Origin of the sequence: Barnesiella propionica, assembly GCF_025567045.1 — a bacterium.
Classification (GTDB): domain Bacteria; phylum Bacteroidota; class Bacteroidia; order Bacteroidales; family Barnesiellaceae; genus Barnesiella_B; species Barnesiella_B propionica.
On record NZ_JAOQJK010000004.1, the window covers coordinates 194,563 to 214,876 of the forward strand.

The window sequence follows — 20,314 nt, forward strand, 5'->3', positions numbered from 1 at the left end:
GATCGGACGTGAGATTTGGTTTTATATGGTAACTTAGTTCGTTTTTTATCAAATTATTTTGAGGTGCCGATCATTTCTTTAATGAGAGTTCTTGAATTACGTTAAAAAACTGTGTCAGCAATAGGATATAGTATTTGCTAACACAGTTTCCGTATTTTGATTTACAAGTTTTTTGTTTTGGTATTTCTTGTAAAAAATGGTTCTCTTATTTGCTTATTATTTCACTGTTGGGAGCCTAACTTAAAAGTATGAGTGAAACCGATTTTTACGAATAAGGCGGACATCGACGCGGATTTATATGTCAAGTAATAAGAATTTCCTTGCCTGTCTTCGTAAGTAGCGGTCTGCTCGGATAGTTTTGCCGACGCGAAATCATAGCCAGCTTTAATATCCAGATAAGAATTGTTGGTTGTGCGTATGGATATGCCTATGGCGGGGGCTATAAAGAATCCGGATTTTTTAGGTTCAATAGGGTTAAATTTAAATTCGTTCCAATCTGTGTAAATATATTCGGGTTCGGTGTAGCTGTATTTTCTTATTCCTGCGTCACACGAGGCGAAAGGAGATATTTTCCGGTTAGTGAGCCGGTATTGACCCCTCACAAAAATATTATGTGCATATCCGTTTGCCTTGCTCCATATGTCGTGTAAGTACATATCATTACCTTCACTATTAAAATTAGTGTTAAAGTAATCGAAACCATAACCTACTCCGAAACTAATATTTGGATTTAATTTGTATGTCGCTACTAATGCGCCTCCCGCGGTACTATACCCTTCTTTTCTATCGGTCGCCAGCAACCAGGGGGCGGCACTTCCGGCTTCCAAGGTAAACTGCATTCCTTTGTTGCGTGTTGGAACTGATTTGCCGACGGTTTTAAATAATGATTTGTGGAAGTCAAATCCTACTTTAACTGTGAAAGCACCGCTTCCTCCTATATTTATGGTAGGAATGTAGTGAGTGTAGCCTAAAGAGAAATTGACGTCTACTTTTTTCGATAATGGAATTTGTATTCCGGGCATTATCTGGAGCATGATATAATTTAGTTTTCCTAAATTGTCAATCTCATCGGCCGTATTGATAATATAACCGAAACGTACGGTTCCATTCGGTACTATGGAAGTCGTGTTGAGCGGAAAATACACTTTGAAATCGGTGTTTACGGGAATCATTGTATTTCCGCCTTTTTTTGTAGGAATAAAAGCGCCACTCCCGATACCCCAGTAAAAATTTTTGGTGAAGCGTTTGCCAATCCCTATTTCGGTTGAAAATGTTCCTCCTCCTCCTTTTGTGGCGATATTGTAACCCAAGTCCACACTGAAATCCAATCCACGGTGTCCGGAATTTTTCATTTCGTTTTTATCTTCTTTGGTAATCTTTTGTACGTCGCCCACATTATATACAAATACGCTTCCGTCTTTTGTACGTACTTTGATAGATTGATTTGGCACTTGTTCGATAATTTCACCTTTAATAATACTACCATTCTTGAGATAGACCGTTTCGATGTCGTGCTGGGCCATTAAGCTATTGCAAGAAAGCAATAAGCTGAAAAATAAAAGCATTTTTTTCATAGAAATAAATTGGAAATAAAAAAGCGGAACCATTCAATGCTTGTCTTAATCTCAGGTTACCGCCAAGTGACCTTCCTCACAAACAAGCACGAATGGTTCACGCCATATAAACGTGAACCATAGTCGCTTGTTCTCGTGAGAATGAATATTGGCGGTATTCGAGATTAGAGAACAAGAGCCAGAGCTCAATATATTTTAATTAATATGAATAGAAACGCTTTTTCTGTTGTTAATTAATTTGTTTACAAATTTCTGCGAGAGTTTCTGTATATAACAGTTTTATTCTCAAAGTTTCTTTCATGGGTGTCTGTTTCGTATTTATTTGTTTTTATGGTTAATAACTGGGCAAAAATAAATAAAATAAATGAATAAACTTTTTGAAGATATTAGATTTTCTTCAAAAAAGATATTCTTTCTTTTATCCGATTTTATTTTTAGTGTAATACCTCTTCTTTTCTTGTATTAAAATAAACTTATTAACAGGGCAATATTTAATCCTGCTACAAGTAGTCCGAGTGTAAGGAGAATTGCAGTTGTAGATTTTTTATTCACATGTTTACCCATTACTTTTCCAGATGAAGTCAGGTAAATTTGAGTGAATACTGTTATGGGTAATTGTACGCTCAGTAACATTTGTGATATGATAAGTCCCTGGAACGGGTCACCGATAAAGAATATGAGTAACAAAGCCGGGATAAAGGAAAGCATGGTTCCCACTTTTGTATGGATATCTTTCGGGCTGTAAGCTTCGTTAAAAAATCCGGCAAAAATCGAAGCTCCTGCAATGCCGGATGTAATAGTGGAAGATATCCCGGCGAAGAGTAAAGCTACCGCGAAAATAAATCCGGCGTTATTGCCTACGAGAGGAGTCAGTAGTTCTGCTGCCTGGTTCAGTTCTTCTACGACGATCCCCTGTTTGTAGAAAGCCGCTGCCGCCAGAATTATCATGGCGGAGTTTATAGCCCAGCCTATTCCCATGGATAACAAAGTATCATAGAATTCATATTTCAGTTGTTTTTTTATTACCGTTTCGTTTTCCAGATTCCATTCCCTGCTCTGTATAACTTCCGAATGAAGGAACAGGTTGTGTGGCATTACGACGGCTCCCAGGACGCTCATGATGATTAAAATGGAATTGTCGGGGAAAGACGGTTTTACCCAGTTTGTGACAGTCTCAGGCCATGAGACATCTACCAGCGCCAGTTCGTACAGGAACGATATGCCTATAATGGAAACGAACATGATAATCCATCGTTCTATTTTGCTGTAAGTATTACTGAACAGCATGATGATACAGGCTGCCGTTACGATTACGGCACCTATCTTAACCGGAATATTGAAAAGCATATCCAGGGCTATAGCTCCTCCGAGTATCTCGGCCAGAGAAGTAGAAATGCTGGCAAGCATGGCACTTCCCAGAATGGGGCGTGCCAGAGGTTTTGGTATATATTTGTTGGTGGCTTCGGCCAGACAAAGTCCGGTAACTATTCCCAAGTGGGCTACATTATGCTGGATGATAATGAGCATAATAGAAGAAAAGGTCACCACCCATAATAAAGAATAGCCGAATGAGGAACCGGCAGCCAGATTGGTCGCCCAGTTTCCCGGGTCTATGAAGCCTACGGTGACCAGTAGCCCGGGACCTATATATTTCAGCAGGTCCAGTGCACCTGACCGGGTTTTATGTGTAATTTTTAGTTTATCGAGGAATTTCATGAAGAGGAGTAATGGATATTATTATGTTATCAGGAGCAACAATCCGTTTCGCAATGTTCTCCCGGCAGTTCTGTTTCAAAGGTTGCGTGTTGTATATTTGCATCTTCCAGCCGATGTTTCAGCCGGTATTTCAGATCTTCTATACCGGCAAACGAATCTACGACAATATGTGCAGTCAATGCGGTCTGAGTCGTACTAATGGCCCATATATGCAGGTGATGAACTCCTTTTACTTCGGGTTCGTTCAAAATTAACTTTTTGACTTTTTCAATATCTACATTGCCGGGAACGCCGTCTAAAGAGAGCCTTAAACTGTCGTGCAACAGATTCCAGGTGGATATTAAAATGATAAGGCTTACTACCAGTCCTATAACAGGGTCTATGATATTCCAGCCCGTATAACGTATGATAAGACCTGATACCAATACACCTACTGAGACCAGTGTATCGGCTGCCATATGCAGATAAGCTCCTTTTATGTTGAGGTCTTTTGATTTATCTTTAAAGAACAGGTAGGCTGTAAAAGCGTTGATGACGATGCCTATTCCGGCTACCCATGCGACAGCGTCGCCGTTTATCGCTTCGGGGTTTCGTAATTTTGATATACTTTCTGAAATGATGATACCTACCGCCACTAATAATATAATAGCGTTTAGAAGGGAAACCAATATCGTGCTTTTTTTGTATCCGTACGTATAATTACCGGAAGGTTTAATTTTTGCCAGCCGGAATGCCAGCATGGCCAGGATTAGGCTTACTACGTCGCTCAGATTATGTCCGGCGTCGGAGAGTAGAGCCAATGAACCGAAATATAATCCGGAGCCGGCTTCTACAATAACAAATAGCAGATTGAGCGTTATACCTATAATAAAAGCTTTATTCAATTTGCTTATTTCATGCGTATGGTGGTGTTCATGTGCCATAATCCAGTAAAACGATTTTACACCATGAGATGTTTATCCCATGGTGTGCCATATTGATTTTATAATAACAAATATCCGGCTTTTATCTGAAATATTATATGTTTTCGATAGTTTTTTTAGGAGAATAAATCATTGAGAGCTTCACTCATACTGGGGTGTGTGAAAATAAAATTATGTAAAAATGTAGAATCCAGCCCGGCTTTCATGGCTAATGAGACTGTGTTTATCACTTCACTGGATTCGGGGCAAAAGAGCGTACATCCCAAAATTTCATGAGTATCAGCATCTATCACTGCCTTCAGCATTCCGTCTTCAGCATCCACTGTTTTTGCACGGGGAATCGAAGAAACCGTGAATTTGTTTACCAGAATATTCTTACCGCTTTTTCTGGCTTCTTGCTCGTTCAATCCGATATGAGATAAAGGAGGGTCTATGAATACCGAGTAGCTGACAGGTTCCCTGCCGGTAGTTCTTCTTCTTTGATCACCGAACAAGTCGTCCCTTATGATACGATAGTCATCAAGAGATATATAAGTGAATTGCAATCCTCCTTTTACATCGCCCATCACCCTGATACTGGGAGTTGTCGTTCTCAGTAATTCGTCCACTATGATAGCTCCTTGTTCATTTACTTTTACTCCGGCTGCTTCCAGATTAAGTTCTTTCGTGTTCGGTCTTCGGCCCGTTGCCAGCAGTACGGCGTCCGCTTTTAATGTGTAACCTGCATTTTCCCGTGTATTGGTATATGATATGATAACTTCGTTTCCGGTGTTATGGAAAGAATTTACTTTTGCCCCCATTTTAAATAATATTCCTTTTTTTTCCAGGACTGTTTTTACACTTTCGGCGATGTCTCTGTCTTCTCTGGGCAAGAGTTCGGTATAGCCTTCCAGTACTGTGACCTGGGAGCCGAAAGATGCATATATGGATGCAAATTCCAGTCCGATATATCCGCCTCCTATGATCACCAGTCTTTCCGGAAGCTCAGTAAGTTCCATGATCTCTGTACTGGTATATATGAACGGATTTTCTTTTATTCCTTCTATGGGTGGTATAACGGTTTCGGCTCCTGTATTAATGAAAATGTACGGCGCTTTCAACAGCAATGTCCCTTTTTCTGTTTTTACATTTACGGTTTCGGGAGATGCGAAACTTCCTGTTCCCGTATAGACTGTTATGTTTTTCTTGTCGTCCAGTTTATGAAAGTTATTGTTTCGGAGTAAAGAAGTTATCTTGTCTTTTTTTTCTATGGCTTTCCGATAAAATTCTTTCTTATTTTCGAAAGAGTCTTTTTTCCTCAAATCGGCAAGTTTTGCCTGGTGTACCAGTACTTTGGTCGGTATACAACCGATATTGATACATGTGCCTCCGTACATTTTTTCGGATTTTTCCACCATGGCGACCTTCCATCCCCTGTTTGCCAGATCGGAGGCGAGAGTTTTCCCTCCTTTCCCAAATCCTATAATGATAGCATCGAACTCTTTCATAATACTTATTTATTAAAATATTTTTTCAATAATCTTTGTGCCGATTCTGAAAGTACAACTACGCTGCCCGCCAGTATGGCCGTATCTTTAATAACTAATCGCCCGGCTCCTGTCAATAGAGGGAATCCGTATTCTCCGCTCCCTAAATCGGGAACCCAGACTTCGGGTGTTGTAATAAGAAAAGATAGCGTTCCTAATGTCATGATAATGGCCAGGATAGCACCTGCAAAGCCTAATTCGGGAGAGAATATACCTAAGAATACCAACAATCCTATGGTTATAATGAGGATGCCGAGTCCGTGGGAAAATGCATATGTATGGTTTTGTACATGCCATTCGTGTTTGACTTCGTTATATTCTCCTTCTTTCAGTTTGTAGTCTTTGTATTCCGGGGCATCTTTAGCATAGAAAAAGCTCATAAAAGGACTGTTCGCTACGAAAGGTACGATGCCTTCGGCTTCATAATTGTAAAACTTAAGTCCGCCTATCCATACAAAAATGATAAGGATAGCAATGCGGATAAGATCAATTCCCAGTTTCTGTGACGAAGCGGTAATTCTTAGAAGAGAAAAAAACAGGTGTTTTGCTTTTGTTGTCATATTGTCAGTTTTTAATGGTTTAACTTATGATGCAAAATTCGGTTGTTTTTTCCGGGGAATAAATAACAATTTTACCGGATTAGTTGTCAATTATTCCCGTTTTTCTTTTTTTCTGAAATCGGAAATGCTTTCTCCCGTCATATTTTTGAAAAAACGGCTGAAAGAAGCCAAGTCTTCAAAGCCCAGAATCTCCGCAATTTCTTTGGCGCTTTTTGTACTATATAGCAGTAAACGTTTTGCTTCGGCTTCGGTTCGTTCGTGAATAATTCTTAGCGGAGATGAAAAACCATAAGAAGAAAACAGATTGGTTAAGGTTTTAGGAGAACGGTGAAGCATTTCGGCATAATCCTGTACTTGCTTTTTTTCTTTGAAATGGTTATCTACCAGAACAAAGAACTGACGGATGATATCGAAACTTTTTTCTTTTTCATGGTTAATCGAGAATTTTTCCCGGGCAAAACGGGTACAACTGATAATAAAGCGTTTCAACAGGATGCGCAGCATTTCTTCCTGCAGATTATCTTTAATAAGATATTCATTTCTGAATTTGGATGTTATATCCAGTAATATTTCTTTTTGTTCCAGTGTTAATCGAAGGCGCATGATATCGGACGTGCCATTGAAAAGGAAACCGTTGCATGAGACCTCATTGTCGTGCCCGAAAATACAGTAGAAATTGCTGTTGAAAAGAAGTGTGAGATAGTCTCCGTTTATTTCTTTAAATGCGATGTGGTGCAACGGAGTGAGGGGAATGATCTCGTCTTGCTCCAATGTCATAATCACGTGGTCTACTTCCAGTGTCAGACTGCCGTTTTGTACCCAGATAAATTTATACAGGCTTTTATCTTTTTGCAAAACTTTATTTTCGTTAAAATTGGAAGATAACGATATGTTCCCTTTGAGAGGGGTTGAAAAATGATATTCCATAGTTTTTCGGTTTAGTTAAGTAACAATGGAAATTACTAATTTTTAAAGGTATGAAGTTTTTATCGGAATAAAAAGATATTATGAATGAAAAGAGCTAATGAAACTTATAAAGTAAAATTTTAATATAAAAGATGTTTTAATTTTTTCCTTAACGGTCGTTCAATTTGTTATTGTGTTATATTTGATTATTATGAGAAATGTATGGTTATGGTGTCTGTTATTCCTTTGTAGCCTGTTTTCTGTACAGGCACAAAAGAGTGTGGATACAGATGTAATGAAACAGGAGAAAAAGAAAATGGAAGATAGAAGTGTGGTTTATTTTGCAGGCGGTTGTTTCTGGGGAACCGAGCATTTTATGAAACAGATCCGGGGAGTCGAAAAAACAGAAGTCGGCTATGCAAACAGTAATATAGCAAATCCTACCTATGAACAGGTATGTACCGGTAAGACAGGGGCTGCAGAAACGGTAAAGGTCGTTTATGACCCCCATACTGTGAAATTGAGTTTATTACTCGACCTTTATTTCAAAACTATCGATCCCACCAGTCTCAATAAGCAAGGGAACGATAGAGGTACACAATACAGAACCGGAGTTTTTTATACCGATAAAGCAGACCTGCCTGTGATAGAATCGGTGATAAAATCTTTGTCCCGTAAATATAATAAACCTATTGTGACGGAAGTAAAACCGATTATTAATTTCTATCCTGCGGAAGGTTATCACCAGAAATATCTGGATAAAAATCCGGGCGGTTATTGCCATATAAATCCGGAACTTTTCAAACTTGCCCGGGAAGCCAATTCCCGGCCGGTCTATAAGAAACCAGATGATGCGACATTACGTACTATTTTATCTGCAGAAGAATATGCTGTAACACAAAAAAATGCTACGGAACCGGCTTTCCGCAATAAATATTGGAATGAAAAGCGGGATGGGATATACGTGGACGTGACTACGGGGGAACCTTTATTTGTTTCCACCGATAAATTCGATTCCGGTTGCGGGTGGCCCAGTTTTTCCAAACCTATAAATAATGCACTGTTGAATGAAAAAATGGATTTGTCTCACGGGATGACTCGTGTTGAGGTGAGGAGTAAAACGGGAGATGCTCATTTAGGACATGTATTTACCGACGGCCCGAGAGATAAAGGCGGTTTGCGTTATTGTATCAATAGTGCTTCATTGAAGTTCATCCCGAGAGAAAAGATGAAAGAAGAGGGATACGGCGATTATTTATATTTGTTGGATAAGTAGTGTTTTAAATTGATAGATGAATGTTATAAAAAAGTATGTAATAATAAAATAATACAATAGGCATTTATATCTATCAGTTATCGGGGTTGTTTTTTATCTTTGCAAAAAGAGACGGACTTCAGGTCTTTCAATTTCCGAATGAAAGGTGATTTTTATTTATCCCGGGAATTAAGTCCGGAATAATTTTATATAGTGATTTTTTTGCGAAAAGAGAGATTATTTATTATCTGCCGTAAAAATTACGGCTTCGTCCGGTTTTATATGCTTCTCCTGTTTATGAGTTTCAAAAATTCATAATAGCCTCAGATTTGATACTGAAACTTGTTATTCGCGTTCAATTTTTCTATAATAATATATAGAAAAATATGAATGCCGTATATTTATAAGTTACAAAGAGGCAATAATTGAATGAGTGATAATTTTCATATATATACTGATATATCACATATTCCGGCAAAAGAATATGAGACGTATCTGGAGGAAGGTTTTAGCGGAATATGTACAGGTGGTTCCGCCGTTATAGAAGTTTTCTCGGTTTGTCGCCAGATAGTTAAAAATGACCTTGTGACTATTTTGCCGTTGCAACTGGTATCTGTCCGTGATATCAGTGATGATTTTTCCATGACATTTTTTAAAGTCGATAAAGTTATGTTTCTGGACATTATGAGTGGATTGGGGAGGATCACTACCGACTTCTTTTTTTATATGCGGAAGAATTTTCAGTACCATTTGAGCGATAGCGATACTAAAAGATTTCTTGGGTTTTGCCGTGTAATCGATTTTCGGGGGAACAATGACGATCCTGCTTTTCAACGTGAAACTATTTTACATTTGTTACGTATTTATTATTGGGATTTTTATGTTCATTTTCAGACGAAAGCAAGTGATAAAAAAAAATCTCTCTCTAATTCCAATAAGGAAAATATCGCTTTTAGATTTTCTATGTTGGTTTCTGAACATTATAAAGAACATAGAGAGATCGCTTTTTATGCCGACAAATTGTGCATATCTCCTCTATACCTGACAAAGGTTATACAGGAAATGAGAGGACAGTCGGCCCATGAAGTAATCATAGATTACGTGATTGTAGAAATAAAGAACCTTCTTCGGGATACAAATCTTGATATAAAGGATATTGTCCGGAGAATCGGTTTTGCGAATCAGTCATCGTTAAGCCGTTTTTTTCGGCAGCATACGGGTTTGTCTCCTTCGGAATATAGGCGTACCATCCACATTATATAATATATATACTACATACACAACACAATAACTATAAATTCCAATGTTAAAATTAACTGCGAATACGACTGATTATCAATATTCTCATTTTTCTGTTTTGTGGATAATTATAGTCGCATTTTCTTTTTTTATCCTGCCGGTTAAGGCCCGGGTATTACAAGACAGTGTTTTTACAATTAATAAAGACTATTTGTTGGTTGTAAATACTTATACTTCGGATGCATCCTGGAGTAATGCTGTTTTGGAGCCGATACGGCATTGGGCTGCAAACGATAACCGGACTATTTTTATTGAACATCTGAATATGCTGATGATTGATAATCTGGCTGAATTTCGTGAAGTGGAAGCCGATTTATTTGAAAAATATAGTGACAAAGCTCCTAAGGCTATTCTACTATTGGGTAATTCTTCCTTATTGCTCAGGGACGGCTTACGTGCGCACTGGGGAGATATCTCTATCGTCGTATGTACAGAAGAAAAATATATAGGACCGGATTTGGCATATATTGATAAGAAACCTGTTTCGGAAAAAGAGCAAATTCCGCTTATTGAACTTGCTGATTCATATAATATGACGGTTATCCAGTCCGAAATGTTTTTACAGGATAATATTTCTTTAATGCGGCGTATGATTCCGGATATGAAAAAAGTGATCTTGATCGGTGACGGCCGTTATATCAACCAACAGCTTGACTATGATTTAAGAAATCTTTTAATGCGCTCATATCCAGATATGAAGTACGATTTTTTTTCGGCTATGGATATGACAAAGGAGGAGTTGCTTCACCGGCTGAACAATATTGACCCTGTAACAACAGGAGTGTTATTTTCTTCTTGGTTCAATAAATCGCACTATGCCGGGAGTACTTTACTCACAACTAATTCATTTCAGGATATAACGAACGTTTCTGTACCGGTTTTTGCCCTTCAACAGGCTTCGATGAACAATAATGGTATTATAGGAGGTTATTTTTATGATAAACAAACTTTTCAATCATGGCTGCAACAAACATTAGAAAATGTGTTGGAGGGAAAGCAGGCGAGAGATATTCCGTTTTATATTCCTACCGATGCTATCCCTACATTTAGTTATCCTGTTTTGTTGTTTAAAGGGTTTACCGTTGAGCAATGTCCTCCGGGAAGTGTTTTTTTGGAACGTCCTCGTTCGTTTTGGGAACGTAACAAGTATTTTATAATTTTCGGAGGAGTGTTGTCGGCTCTGTTACTTTTGTTTTTGTTTATTTATCAACATAACCGCATTCATGTTCTGAAAGTCCTTAATGAAGAGCGTAAACAAAAACTGGAAACTAATAAAGAGCTGGCTAAGTTGTTTGAAGATATGCCAATTGGTTATTCGAAAGGGAAATTAGAGCGAAACGAGGATGGCAAGATTATTGATGTGGAGATTACACGTATGAACGGACGGTTTATCCATAGCCTTGTCGGAGAAGGGAAGCAGTTAGAGGGATTAAAATTGAGCGAGCTTTTCGGGACAGATTTTCAGGTATTTCTTCATTTTTTGCATTTGATGGATGCGCAACATAAGACCATTACTTATTCGCAATATTTTTCGGCTGTGAAAAAGTATGTGGGGGTTTTTATAACGGATGCTACACAGTCGGACTATATTGATGTCTACTATATCAATACGACTGATTTGCATATAACCCAGCAAAAACTTAATGAAACAAACCATAAGTTGGCTATGGCTCTTGATGTAGCCAGCATTATTCCTTGGAATTGGGATTTGAACAATCATACAATTACATGTGATATAAATCATCCGGTGAAATCGGGGAGTGAAAATACGGTTTCAGGTGAAGAAGATCGGTTAGTAGTACCCGAATCACAGTATTTTGAAAAGATCCACAAGGAAGATCGGAAACGTGTAGAAAAAGCTTATTTGGATCTTATGACGGGATGTGTAGATAAGGTCCGGGAGGAGTACAGGATAGTTAACAGTACAGGATGTGGTTTCACATTGGATTGGGTTGAGGCTTGTGCGACTGTGGGAGAACGGGATGAAAAGGGGTGTCCGCAAATGTTGGTTGGTTCGTTGTTGATTATTACGCAACGAAAAAAAATGGAAATGGAGTTGATCGATGCCCGTGATAAGGCTGAAGAGTCCAATCGTCTAAAATCGGCTTTTCTCGCGAATATGAGCCATGAAATCCGAACTCCGCTTAATGCTATTGTCGGTTTTTCGGAGATGCTTGGCAGTGTGGAAGAGGTTGAAGAGCGCGAGGAATATGTACGCATTATTGAGAACAATAATGATTTATTGCTTCAATTGATCGGAGATATTCTTGACTTATCTAAAATAGAATCGGGAACGTTGGAGTTTGTAGAAGCACCGCAAGAGATAACTTCTTTGCTGAAAGATATGGTCTGCTCGTTACAAAAACGGGCGGATAAAAAACATCTGGTCATAACTTTGGAAAAGTACTTGCCTGAGTGTTTTACTTTAATTGACCGTAACCGACTTAATCAGGTGCTTACTAATCTTATTGTTAATGCCATTAAATTTACCAGTACGGGCGGAATCGATGTTGGCTACACTTTACAGGAAGACGGTATGTTGCGTTTTTATGTTACAGATACGGGGTGCGGTATTCCTAAGGAAAAACGACAGGAGATTTTTAACCGTTTTGTCAAATTGAATAATTTTGAGCAAGGAACCGGCTTGGGACTGCCTATTACTCAGATGATAGTAAATAGAATGGGAGGTGAGATCGGTTTGGATTCGGAACCGGGAAAAGGAACTACTTTTTGGTTCACTATTCCTTATCGTGAAGTGAAAAGAGGTCAAATCGATTTACCGGAACGATCTATGTTACAAGTGTGCTCAGATCAAATTACGATGCTTATTGCCGAAGATGATGCCAGTAATTATAAATTGTTCGAAACTATTCTCAGGAAAGACTATCGTATATTACATGCCTGGAACGGAAAAGAAGCGGTAGAATTGTTTGAAGAATATCATCCCCATATTGTATTAATGGATATTAATATGCCTGTGATGGATGGTTATCAGGCAGCAGAAGAAATACGCAAAATATCTGCAGAGGTTCCTATTTTGGCCGTTACAGCTTATGCATACGCTTCGGATGAAAATCGTATTCTCAGTTATGGCTTTGACGGTTATACTTCGAAACCGATAAATGCCGGAGCTTTGCGCTTAAAAATTAATGAATTAATAAAAAGCCGGTTAATGCTGATGTTTTAGTGGGAATTCAATAAAGTTTACGGTTTGTATAATATGATGCTCAAAAACTAATATAATCGTATGGAGCAAGGTAAAATGTCTTTTGACAAAGAAATGTCCAGATTACTTCAGGATCAGATTCTGTTTACAGAAAGCGTATATGCTCGTTTGCCGATGGGAATAGAAATCTATGATGTGCAAGGTATATTACGCAGTATGAATGACTATGCACAGCATATGTACGGTGTTGATGTCGATGCTGTGATAGGAAAGGTGAATCTTTTCGACAGTCCTTATGTCGATGATGAACTTGAAAAAAAAATAAAGTCCGGAGAAGATATTACTCTGGAATTCGAGTACGATTTCGATAGGGTAAACAAAGAATATTTCTCGACCCATAATCAAAATACTATAATTTATGAGGTAAAGATCGTATCTATACGGAATAAGAAAGGGATTATTGTAGGCCATATGTTGTTAACCAATGATGTAACAGCAACAAAAGAGGCGGAATATCGTACCGAAGAGAGTAAGAAAAATCTGGAAATGGCTATGGAGGCGGCTAATATGTCTTCCTGGGTGTATGACGTACATAAGGGGGAATTCGGTTCGTTACATGGAAATGCCATCGTCAAAGATGGTATGACATTGGAAGGGCTACAAAAGATGTTGCATCCACAGGACCGTATTATAGTGACAGAACTTTTTTCCCGGTTAATTGGTAAAGATATTCAACAGGGCTATATAACCGTACGTGTCTTTAATGAAGAAGAAATGCAGTACCGGCATTATGAGAGCCGGATGAGGCTGTCAACGGAACATTTTGGGAAATTACTGATAGTAGGGACCCAGCTGGATGTGACTGAGAAGATACGAATGGCTAAAAAAACTCAGGACTTGATAGCGAAACGTGAGCTGGCTATGCAGGTTAGTAATATCGTTCATTGGGATTTTGATGTGCGTACGGGAAAATTCGAATCTTATAACGATCCGGTCAATGATTATGCCAGCGATAAATTACTGACGGTTTCGGAATATCTGGATGTGATACATCCGGAGGACCGCTCATCTGCCAATGATGCGATACAATCAATGCTGTCGGGAAAGAAACTCAATGTCGATTTTACCTGTCGCATGCAAACGAAATATGATGATTCCTGGCAATATTGTAATATTATAGGTGTTCCGTTCGAATATGATGATGATGGCAGTATTACCCGATTTACGGGATTCACGCAAAATATTTCCAAACTCCATCGTTTGAATGAAGAACTAAAGGAACGAAATTATAAAATGGAACTTACATTCAAAATGGTAGGAATGTCTTATTGGGATTTTGATGTAGAGAATAGTCAATTTCGCGCATTTAACGATCCTGTAAACGATTATCATTCAGAAAAATCAATTACACCTGAGGCATATATACATGTTACACATCCGGATGACGTGGAGATAGTTCGTGAAAGTATAGACTGTATGCTTCGGGGTACTAACAAAGAGTTCAGTTACCAGTACCGTTCCAGAACTAAATGGGATCAGGAGTGGCAGACTCTTATTGTTACCGGTATACCCGTAGAAAAAAATAAAAAAGGGCGTATCACGCGTTATACGGGTATTTCATATAATAATACGAAATGGGAGAATATCGCCAGGGAGTTGAAGGATCTGAAAGAAAAGGCAGAACTTTCCGATCGTCTTAAGTCGGCTTTTCTGGCTAATATGAGTCATGAAATACGTACTCCCCTGAATGCTATCGTCGGATTCTCCGAACTTATGGTGAATACGGACGATCAGGCCGAGAAAGAGGAATATATGGAGATTATCGAATCTAATAATGAGTTATTGCTACGACTAATCAATGATATTCTGGACTTGTCTAAAATAGAATCGGGAATTTTAGAACGTAAACGGGAGAAATTCAATTTATCCAAAGTGTGTGGTGAATTATATACTATGATTCAGCCGAAGATCACGAATCCTGATGTTGAATTTCGTCTGGCTAATTCCAGCCCGGATTGTTGGATATTTTTGGATAGGAACCGGCTTAAACAGGTGTGGATGAATTATCTTACCAATGCAGTGAAATGTACGGAATCGGGATATATCAAGATGGGGTATTCTATTGAGAAGGACGGCATTAAAATTTATGTAGAGGATTCGGGGGTGGGAATACCCGAGGAATTGCAGAGCCGGGTTTTCGGTCGGTTTCAAAAACTTAATGAGTTTGCTCAGGGTACAGGCCTCGGGTTGGCTATTTCCCGGGCTATTATCGAAGCGGCAGGGGGAGAAGTGGGATTTACTTCTGTTCCCGGTGTCGGGTCGACATTCTGGGCACGAATTCCCTGTGAAGTAAACATGGAAAAGAACGGGGGTAAGAATAATAATAAGGGAACTTCGGGTGTTAAAGCTCCGTTGAATGGGGCTGACGGTAAGGAAATGAAGATATTGATAGCGGAAGATAATGATAGTAATTACTTGTTAGTACAGCATATTCTCAAGAATTATCATCTTACCTGGGTGAAAAATGGGGCAGAAGCAGTGAATAAAGTACGTGATGAACATTTTAATCTTGTTTTGATGGATTTGAAAATGCCAGTCATGGGAGGTGTGGAAGCGACCCGGAGAATTAGGGAATTCAATACAGGCATTCCGATTATTGCTCTTACTGCCAACGCTTTCGATTCGGATAAGGCCAGTGCTTTGGATGCAGGATGTAATGCTTTTTTATCCAAACCGTTGAAAAAAGATCAGTTACTTGAACTCTTTCGATGAATCAGTAAGGAGAATTGTTATTTTAATTAAATCGTAAACGCCCTATAAATCTTATAGGGCGTTTACGATTTAATATGGTAATTATTTTTTAACGGAACATTGTTTTAAGTTCTGTTATCAGAAAGGTTTAAAGCCCATTATTTCTCGTACGTCCCGTAAAGTTTTTGCTGCGCTTTCGCGTGCTTTTTCGGCTCCGGTCCTTACCACTTTACGCAAGAACTCATCATTGTTCTGTATGTCCAGAATACGTTCGCGAATGGGAAGGGTAACTTTTAGAATATCTTCGGCCAGTTGTTTTTTCATATCTCCGTACCGTATTTCACAGTGGTTATATTTTTCTTCGAAATAGTCTACTGTATCGGGAGTTGAAACGATTTTAAGTATGGTGAACAGGTTTTCTACCGGTTCCGATTTAGGTGCATTGGGTGTTTGCGGTCCTTCATCGGTTACTGCGCGCATGACCTTTTTCCGCAATGTCTTTTCGTCATCTATCAGATAGACGCAATTACCTTCAGATTTACCCATTTTACCCGAACCGTTCAGACCTGGTATCTTGATGGTTTCTTTTCCGAAGTTATAGCTGGTGGGCTCAGGAAAATATTCTACTCCATAGATGGTGTTGAAACGGCGGGAAAAGCGGCGCGTCATTTCCAAATGTTGTTCCTGGTCTTTTCCTACCGGGACTTTCGTAGCCCGATGTATCATGATATCGGCAGCCATGAGGCTAGGGTAGGTAAGTAATCCGGCATTTACGTTCTCGGGTTGTTTGCGTATTTTTTCTTTAAAAGATACGGTACGTTCCAGTTCTCCTACATATACGTGCATATTCAGCAGCAGGTAAAGTTCTGATATTTCGGGTATATCGCTCTGTATGAATATCGTGGACTTTTCGGGATCGAGTCCTGAGGCCAGATATTCGGCCAGTATGTTCTTTACATTGGCGTGTAGTAAGGCCGGGTCGGGGTGGGTGGTTAATGCGTGCAGGTCGGCGATAAAAAAGAAGCAATTGTTTTCATCCTGCATTTTTACAAAATTTTTGAGGGCACCGTAGTAATTACCTAAGTGTAGATTTCCTGTGGAGCGTATACCGCTCACGACTGTTTCTTTCATTCTGTTTTTTATTAGTGACTCCCTTTTCCGGTTTTGGAGGCCGGTAAGTCTGGTTAAATATTAAATGGCATGCAAATATAAGAATAAAAGATTTTCCGGCATTGTGACGGATAAATTAAATTTGCGGACGATAGGGCCGTTCGCTCAATTGAGGTAATATTTGGCGAACTATTTCTTTGGATCCTGCAAGTATGGATATTCCTCTGTCATTCCTGAATGTGCGTATTTCACCTCCTGCTTCTTTAACAATAAGTTCTCCTGCACAAACATCCCATGCGTGGAGGTCCAACTCCCAATATCCGTCCAGCGTACCGGAGGCCACGCAACACAGATCATATGCGGCCGATCCCAGCCGGCGTATACCCCGGACATGCGGAAGAATACGGATCAGATTATCGGCATTGTTATCGGGATTTCTATCTTTGTCTATGGGAAATCCGGTTGAAAGGACAGAACGGTCGAGTTCTTTTTTATTAGATACCTGTATAGGCAGGCCGTTCAAAAATGCACCTTTGCGTATGATTGCCGTATATAGTTCGTCGAGATAGGGAGCATATACAACCCCTACGATCGTGTCGCCTTTGTATTGTATACCAATAGATACAGAGAAGATAGGGAGCCCCTGACTGTAATTTGTCGTTCCGTCGAGGGGATCAATTACCCAGCGGAAATCTTCCGTTCCGGTGTGTTCTCCGCTTTCTTCTCCCAGTATGGCATGTCCCGGGAATGTTTTGTTGATTTGTTCTATCAGATATTTTTCACTTTCCTTGTCAGCGATGGTGACTACGTCGTGGAGATTGAATTTTGTTTGTATATCGAGATGTTTTCCCCGGAAATAGCGAAGTTGTATTTTCCCGGCTTCCCGGGCCCATTCTGTGGCTTTATGGAGCAGGTCGTTTATAAGTTTTTCCATATGAATGTAAATTTAATAAATAACAAGCGCCAACTGTCAACTGTTTATTTACAGTGGCAAGCCGGCGTTCTTATTATATATAGTATTTTTGGTTGGGCATTATTCTACATACACTTCCAGGTCTTCAATAGGGAGTTGGCGTTTGAATACTTCTTTGAAAGAAATAAGGGATTCGGTACGGGCGAGTCCCAAGGGTTGAAGTTTCTTGTGTATTATTTCCAGCAAATGACTGTTGTTGCGTGCATATAATTTGATAAACATGTCATATTGACCTGTGGTATAATGGCACTCTACGACTTCGGGAATTTCTTTTAGTTTGTCTACAACATCGTTGAATTGTCCTGGTTTCTGGAGGTAAAATCCGATATAAGCACAAGTTTCGAATCCTATTTTGTTCGAGTCTATAACATATTCCGATCCCTTGATAATACCCAGATTGGTTAATTTCTGGACACGTTGATGAATGGCAGCTCCCGATACATTGCATTCCCGGGCTACTTCAAGAAACGGAATCCGGGCATTTGATGCAATCAGTTTCAGGATTTTATAATCCAGACTGTCTAATTGATGATATCCCATATTTTTAATTTGTTGTGTTAAATAATAAGTTAATCTATTTCAGAGTTTTGACAAAGTTACTATTAATCTCTTACATAATCAAACATTTAGGTGATAATCTGGCTTTTTTTTGTGAAAAACTCTGATTAGTTTATGCTTTCGCTGAGAAGGTTGCTTTCAGATTGATACTTCGTATTCATGCAAAAATGAACAAAAACCGTATCTTTGTTTTTTGAATGATAAGGTAAGTAGTGAGATTTTCTACGATAATATTCTAATAAATAGTAATATGATACGATTATATCCTGCCTTGCAGAATGATAAGGACGCTTTGGAGTTTATCCGCAAGGTTTACATGAAATCTTTTCCCGAAGACGAAAGACGGGAGTTTTCCCGTGTAATAGAATTACTTGCCGGGAATCCGTTGTTCCATATAGTTGTTCTTCGTAATGAAAGAGAAGAAAATGTCGGTTTTATTTCATATTGGGAATGGGAGCATCTGGTTTATGTTGAACATTTTGCTGTAGAAGAACGCTGGAGAGGATCGGGATACGGGGCAGGAGCTTTAAAGTCTTTTCTCGATGAGGTAAAGTTACCGGTTGTACTTGAAGTGGAGAAGCCCGAAAACGAAATGAGCCGCCGCCGTATAGGTTTTTATGAACGTCTCGGGTTTAAACTGTGGCCGCAGTATCTTTATATACAACCTCCATACGAAAAAGGGAAACAGAGTCTGGAACTGTATCTTATGACTTATGGAGATATAAATATGGAAACCTCTTTCGAATCGGTGAGAGATTTGTTACATGCAGAAGTGTACCAGGCAGGTTCTATTCCCGATTGAGAAATTGCACCGCCAGATGTGACAAGATATCTGTTCCTGTCGTCAGGGCGGCTTCATCTATCAGAAAGGTGGATGTATGTTGTCCTCCGCAATTCGGATTGCCGGTTCCTTGAATTCCTAACCTGAAATAAGCGGAAGGGATAATGGCCGAGAAAAAGCCGAAGTCGTCTGCTGTCATTCTGGGTTCCATGGGCAGTATATGTTCTTTACCGAGTAATTTTTCTGCGTATGTGCGAACCGACCGGGTAATTTCAGGATCGTTATAGACACAGGGATATCCGTCGTTCATTATGATTTCGCTTTTACATCCGAAAGCTTCTGCCGTATGCATTATGACTTCTTTTAATAAAGATTTGAGACGTTTCCTCTCGGATTCATTCATGCAACGGAGCGAACCGGATATCTGCACTTCATCCGGAATTACATTTGTCGCACCGTCGGCAATGAATCTTCCCACCGATAATAGTGACGGAATGAACGGGTTCCTGTTTTTGGCAATGGCCAGATGCATTCCCTGTAATGTTTGAGCTGCAGCTAATACGGTATCATTGATACGGTGTTGAAGGGCTCCGTGTCCTCCCTGTCCTGATATTTTTATGTGTATTTCATCGGCGGAGGCCATGATATATCCTTCGTTAATGGCTATTGAGCCGCAAGGAATGTCGGCATTGCAATGCATTGCCAGCATGACATCCGGAAGAGTTTTCCCGAATAATCCGTCTTTCAGCATCAAATATGCTCCTCCCGGATCTTTTTCTTCGGCTGCTTGGAATACGCAAAGTAGCGTACCTTCGAATAAAGCTTTTATTCGGTTCAATGACAGTGCACATCCTATCAGGCAGGCCATATGTGCATCGTGTCCGCAAGCGTGCATAACATGGGGTATTTTGGAGCGGTATTCTATTTCATTTTGTTCTTGTATGGGGAGCGCGTCCATATCGGCCCGTATCGCTATGGTTCTTTTTTGAGGATTTTTCCCTTCTATGGAAGCTACGATACCGTACCCGCCAATATGACTGCGGTAAGGGATATTATTCTTATCAAGAACAGAACATATATAAGAGGCTGTTTTTACCTCTTCGAAAGATAGTTCAGGATACTGGTGTAAGTCCCTGTAACAATTTATAACGGTATTTCTTAATTCCTTATGTATGTCCGGTATAATTCTTTCCATGATTCTTCGTTATTTTATTAC

15 protein-coding genes are annotated in these 20,314 nt (G+C 39.4%); 5 read left to right on the forward strand and 10 right to left on the reverse strand.

Annotation, left to right across the window (positions count from 1 at the left end):
* Window positions 1-221: 221 nt before the first annotated feature.
* From OCV73_RS07270 to OCV73_RS07295, 6 genes are all read right to left on the reverse strand, one after another.
* Entirely contained in the window at window positions 222-1,574 is a 1,353-nt protein-coding gene (locus OCV73_RS07270) for a hypothetical protein (protein WP_167551227.1), read from the reverse strand.
* 462 nt (window positions 1,575-2,036) lie between these two features.
* Window positions 2,037-3,290 carry an Nramp family divalent metal transporter gene (locus OCV73_RS07275; protein WP_147550846.1) on the reverse strand — a complete coding sequence of 418 codons (1,254 nt, stop codon included), beginning with the start codon at window positions 3,288-3,290 and terminating at the stop codon, window positions 2,037-2,039.
* 29 nt (window positions 3,291-3,319) lie between these two features.
* Window positions 3,320-4,213: a cation diffusion facilitator family transporter gene (locus tag OCV73_RS07280; protein WP_147550848.1), complete on the reverse strand. Its 894-nt coding sequence runs from the start codon at window positions 4,211-4,213 to the stop codon at window positions 3,320-3,322.
* Between the two features lie 116 nt (window positions 4,214-4,329).
* A complete protein-coding gene (locus OCV73_RS07285) occupies window positions 4,330-5,700 on the reverse strand; it encodes an FAD-dependent oxidoreductase (protein ID WP_147550850.1) in 1,371 nt (456 codons plus the stop codon).
* Between the two features lie 5 nt (window positions 5,701-5,705).
* The gene (locus OCV73_RS07290; RefSeq protein ID WP_147550852.1) at window positions 5,706-6,299 is read right to left on the reverse strand and encodes a DUF417 family protein; all 594 of its coding nucleotides are present in this window, start codon (window positions 6,297-6,299) and stop codon (window positions 5,706-5,708) included.
* Window positions 6,300-6,389: 90 nt separating this feature from the next.
* Entirely contained in the window at window positions 6,390-7,226 is an 837-nt protein-coding gene (locus tag OCV73_RS07295) for a helix-turn-helix domain-containing protein (protein ID WP_147550854.1), read from the reverse strand.
* 274 nt (window positions 7,227-7,500) lie between these two features.
* On the opposite strand from OCV73_RS07295, the gene msrA reads away from it, so the two are divergent.
* The 4 genes from msrA (at window position 7,501) to OCV73_RS07315 (ending at window position 15,697) form a co-directional block, all read left to right on the forward strand.
* Window positions 7,501-8,481 (forward strand): peptide-methionine (S)-S-oxide reductase MsrA, encoded by a 981-nt coding sequence (gene msrA, locus OCV73_RS07300; RefSeq protein WP_262512918.1) that lies wholly within the window; start codon window positions 7,501-7,503, stop codon window positions 8,479-8,481.
* A 408-nt stretch (window positions 8,482-8,889) separates the two neighbouring features.
* Window positions 8,890-9,723, forward strand: coding sequence for a helix-turn-helix domain-containing protein (locus OCV73_RS07305; protein WP_147550858.1), 834 nt, complete (start codon window positions 8,890-8,892; stop codon window positions 9,721-9,723).
* Between the two features lie 40 nt (window positions 9,724-9,763).
* Window positions 9,764-12,946, forward strand: a complete 3,183-nt coding sequence (locus OCV73_RS07310) for an ATP-binding protein (protein WP_147550860.1) — start codon at window positions 9,764-9,766, stop codon at window positions 12,944-12,946.
* 60 nt (window positions 12,947-13,006) lie between these two features.
* Window positions 13,007-15,697 carry a hybrid sensor histidine kinase/response regulator gene (locus OCV73_RS07315; protein WP_147550862.1) on the forward strand — a complete coding sequence of 897 codons (2,691 nt, stop codon included), beginning with the start codon at window positions 13,007-13,009 and terminating at the stop codon, window positions 15,695-15,697.
* Window positions 15,698-15,814: 117 nt separating this feature from the next.
* Here OCV73_RS07315 and trpS read toward each other — a convergent pair whose 3' ends face one another.
* The 3 genes from trpS to OCV73_RS07330 form a co-directional block, all read right to left on the reverse strand.
* Entirely contained in the window at window positions 15,815-16,807 is a 993-nt protein-coding gene (gene trpS, locus OCV73_RS07320; RefSeq protein ID WP_147550864.1) for a tryptophan--tRNA ligase, read from the reverse strand.
* A gap of 115 nt (window positions 16,808-16,922) precedes the next feature.
* On the reverse strand, window positions 16,923-17,720 hold the full coding sequence (locus tag OCV73_RS07325) for an inositol monophosphatase family protein (protein WP_147550867.1): 798 nt from the start codon (window positions 17,718-17,720) through the stop codon (window positions 16,923-16,925).
* A gap of 99 nt (window positions 17,721-17,819) precedes the next feature.
* Entirely contained in the window at window positions 17,820-18,299 is a 480-nt protein-coding gene (locus OCV73_RS07330) for an Lrp/AsnC family transcriptional regulator (protein WP_147550869.1), read from the reverse strand.
* Between the two features lie 268 nt (window positions 18,300-18,567).
* Between OCV73_RS07330 and OCV73_RS07335 the strand changes: the two genes are divergently transcribed.
* On the forward strand, window positions 18,568-19,119 hold the full coding sequence (locus OCV73_RS07335) for a GNAT family N-acetyltransferase (protein ID WP_147550871.1): 552 nt from the start codon (window positions 18,568-18,570) through the stop codon (window positions 19,117-19,119).
* On the opposite strand, the gene OCV73_RS07340 is transcribed toward OCV73_RS07335, so the two are convergent.
* Window positions 19,106-20,293, reverse strand: coding sequence for a M20 metallopeptidase family protein (locus OCV73_RS07340; protein ID WP_147550873.1), 1,188 nt, complete (start codon window positions 20,291-20,293; stop codon window positions 19,106-19,108). The two genes, OCV73_RS07335 and OCV73_RS07340, sit on opposite strands and share 14 nt — an antisense overlap.
* Window positions 20,294-20,314: the final 21 nt, after the last annotated feature.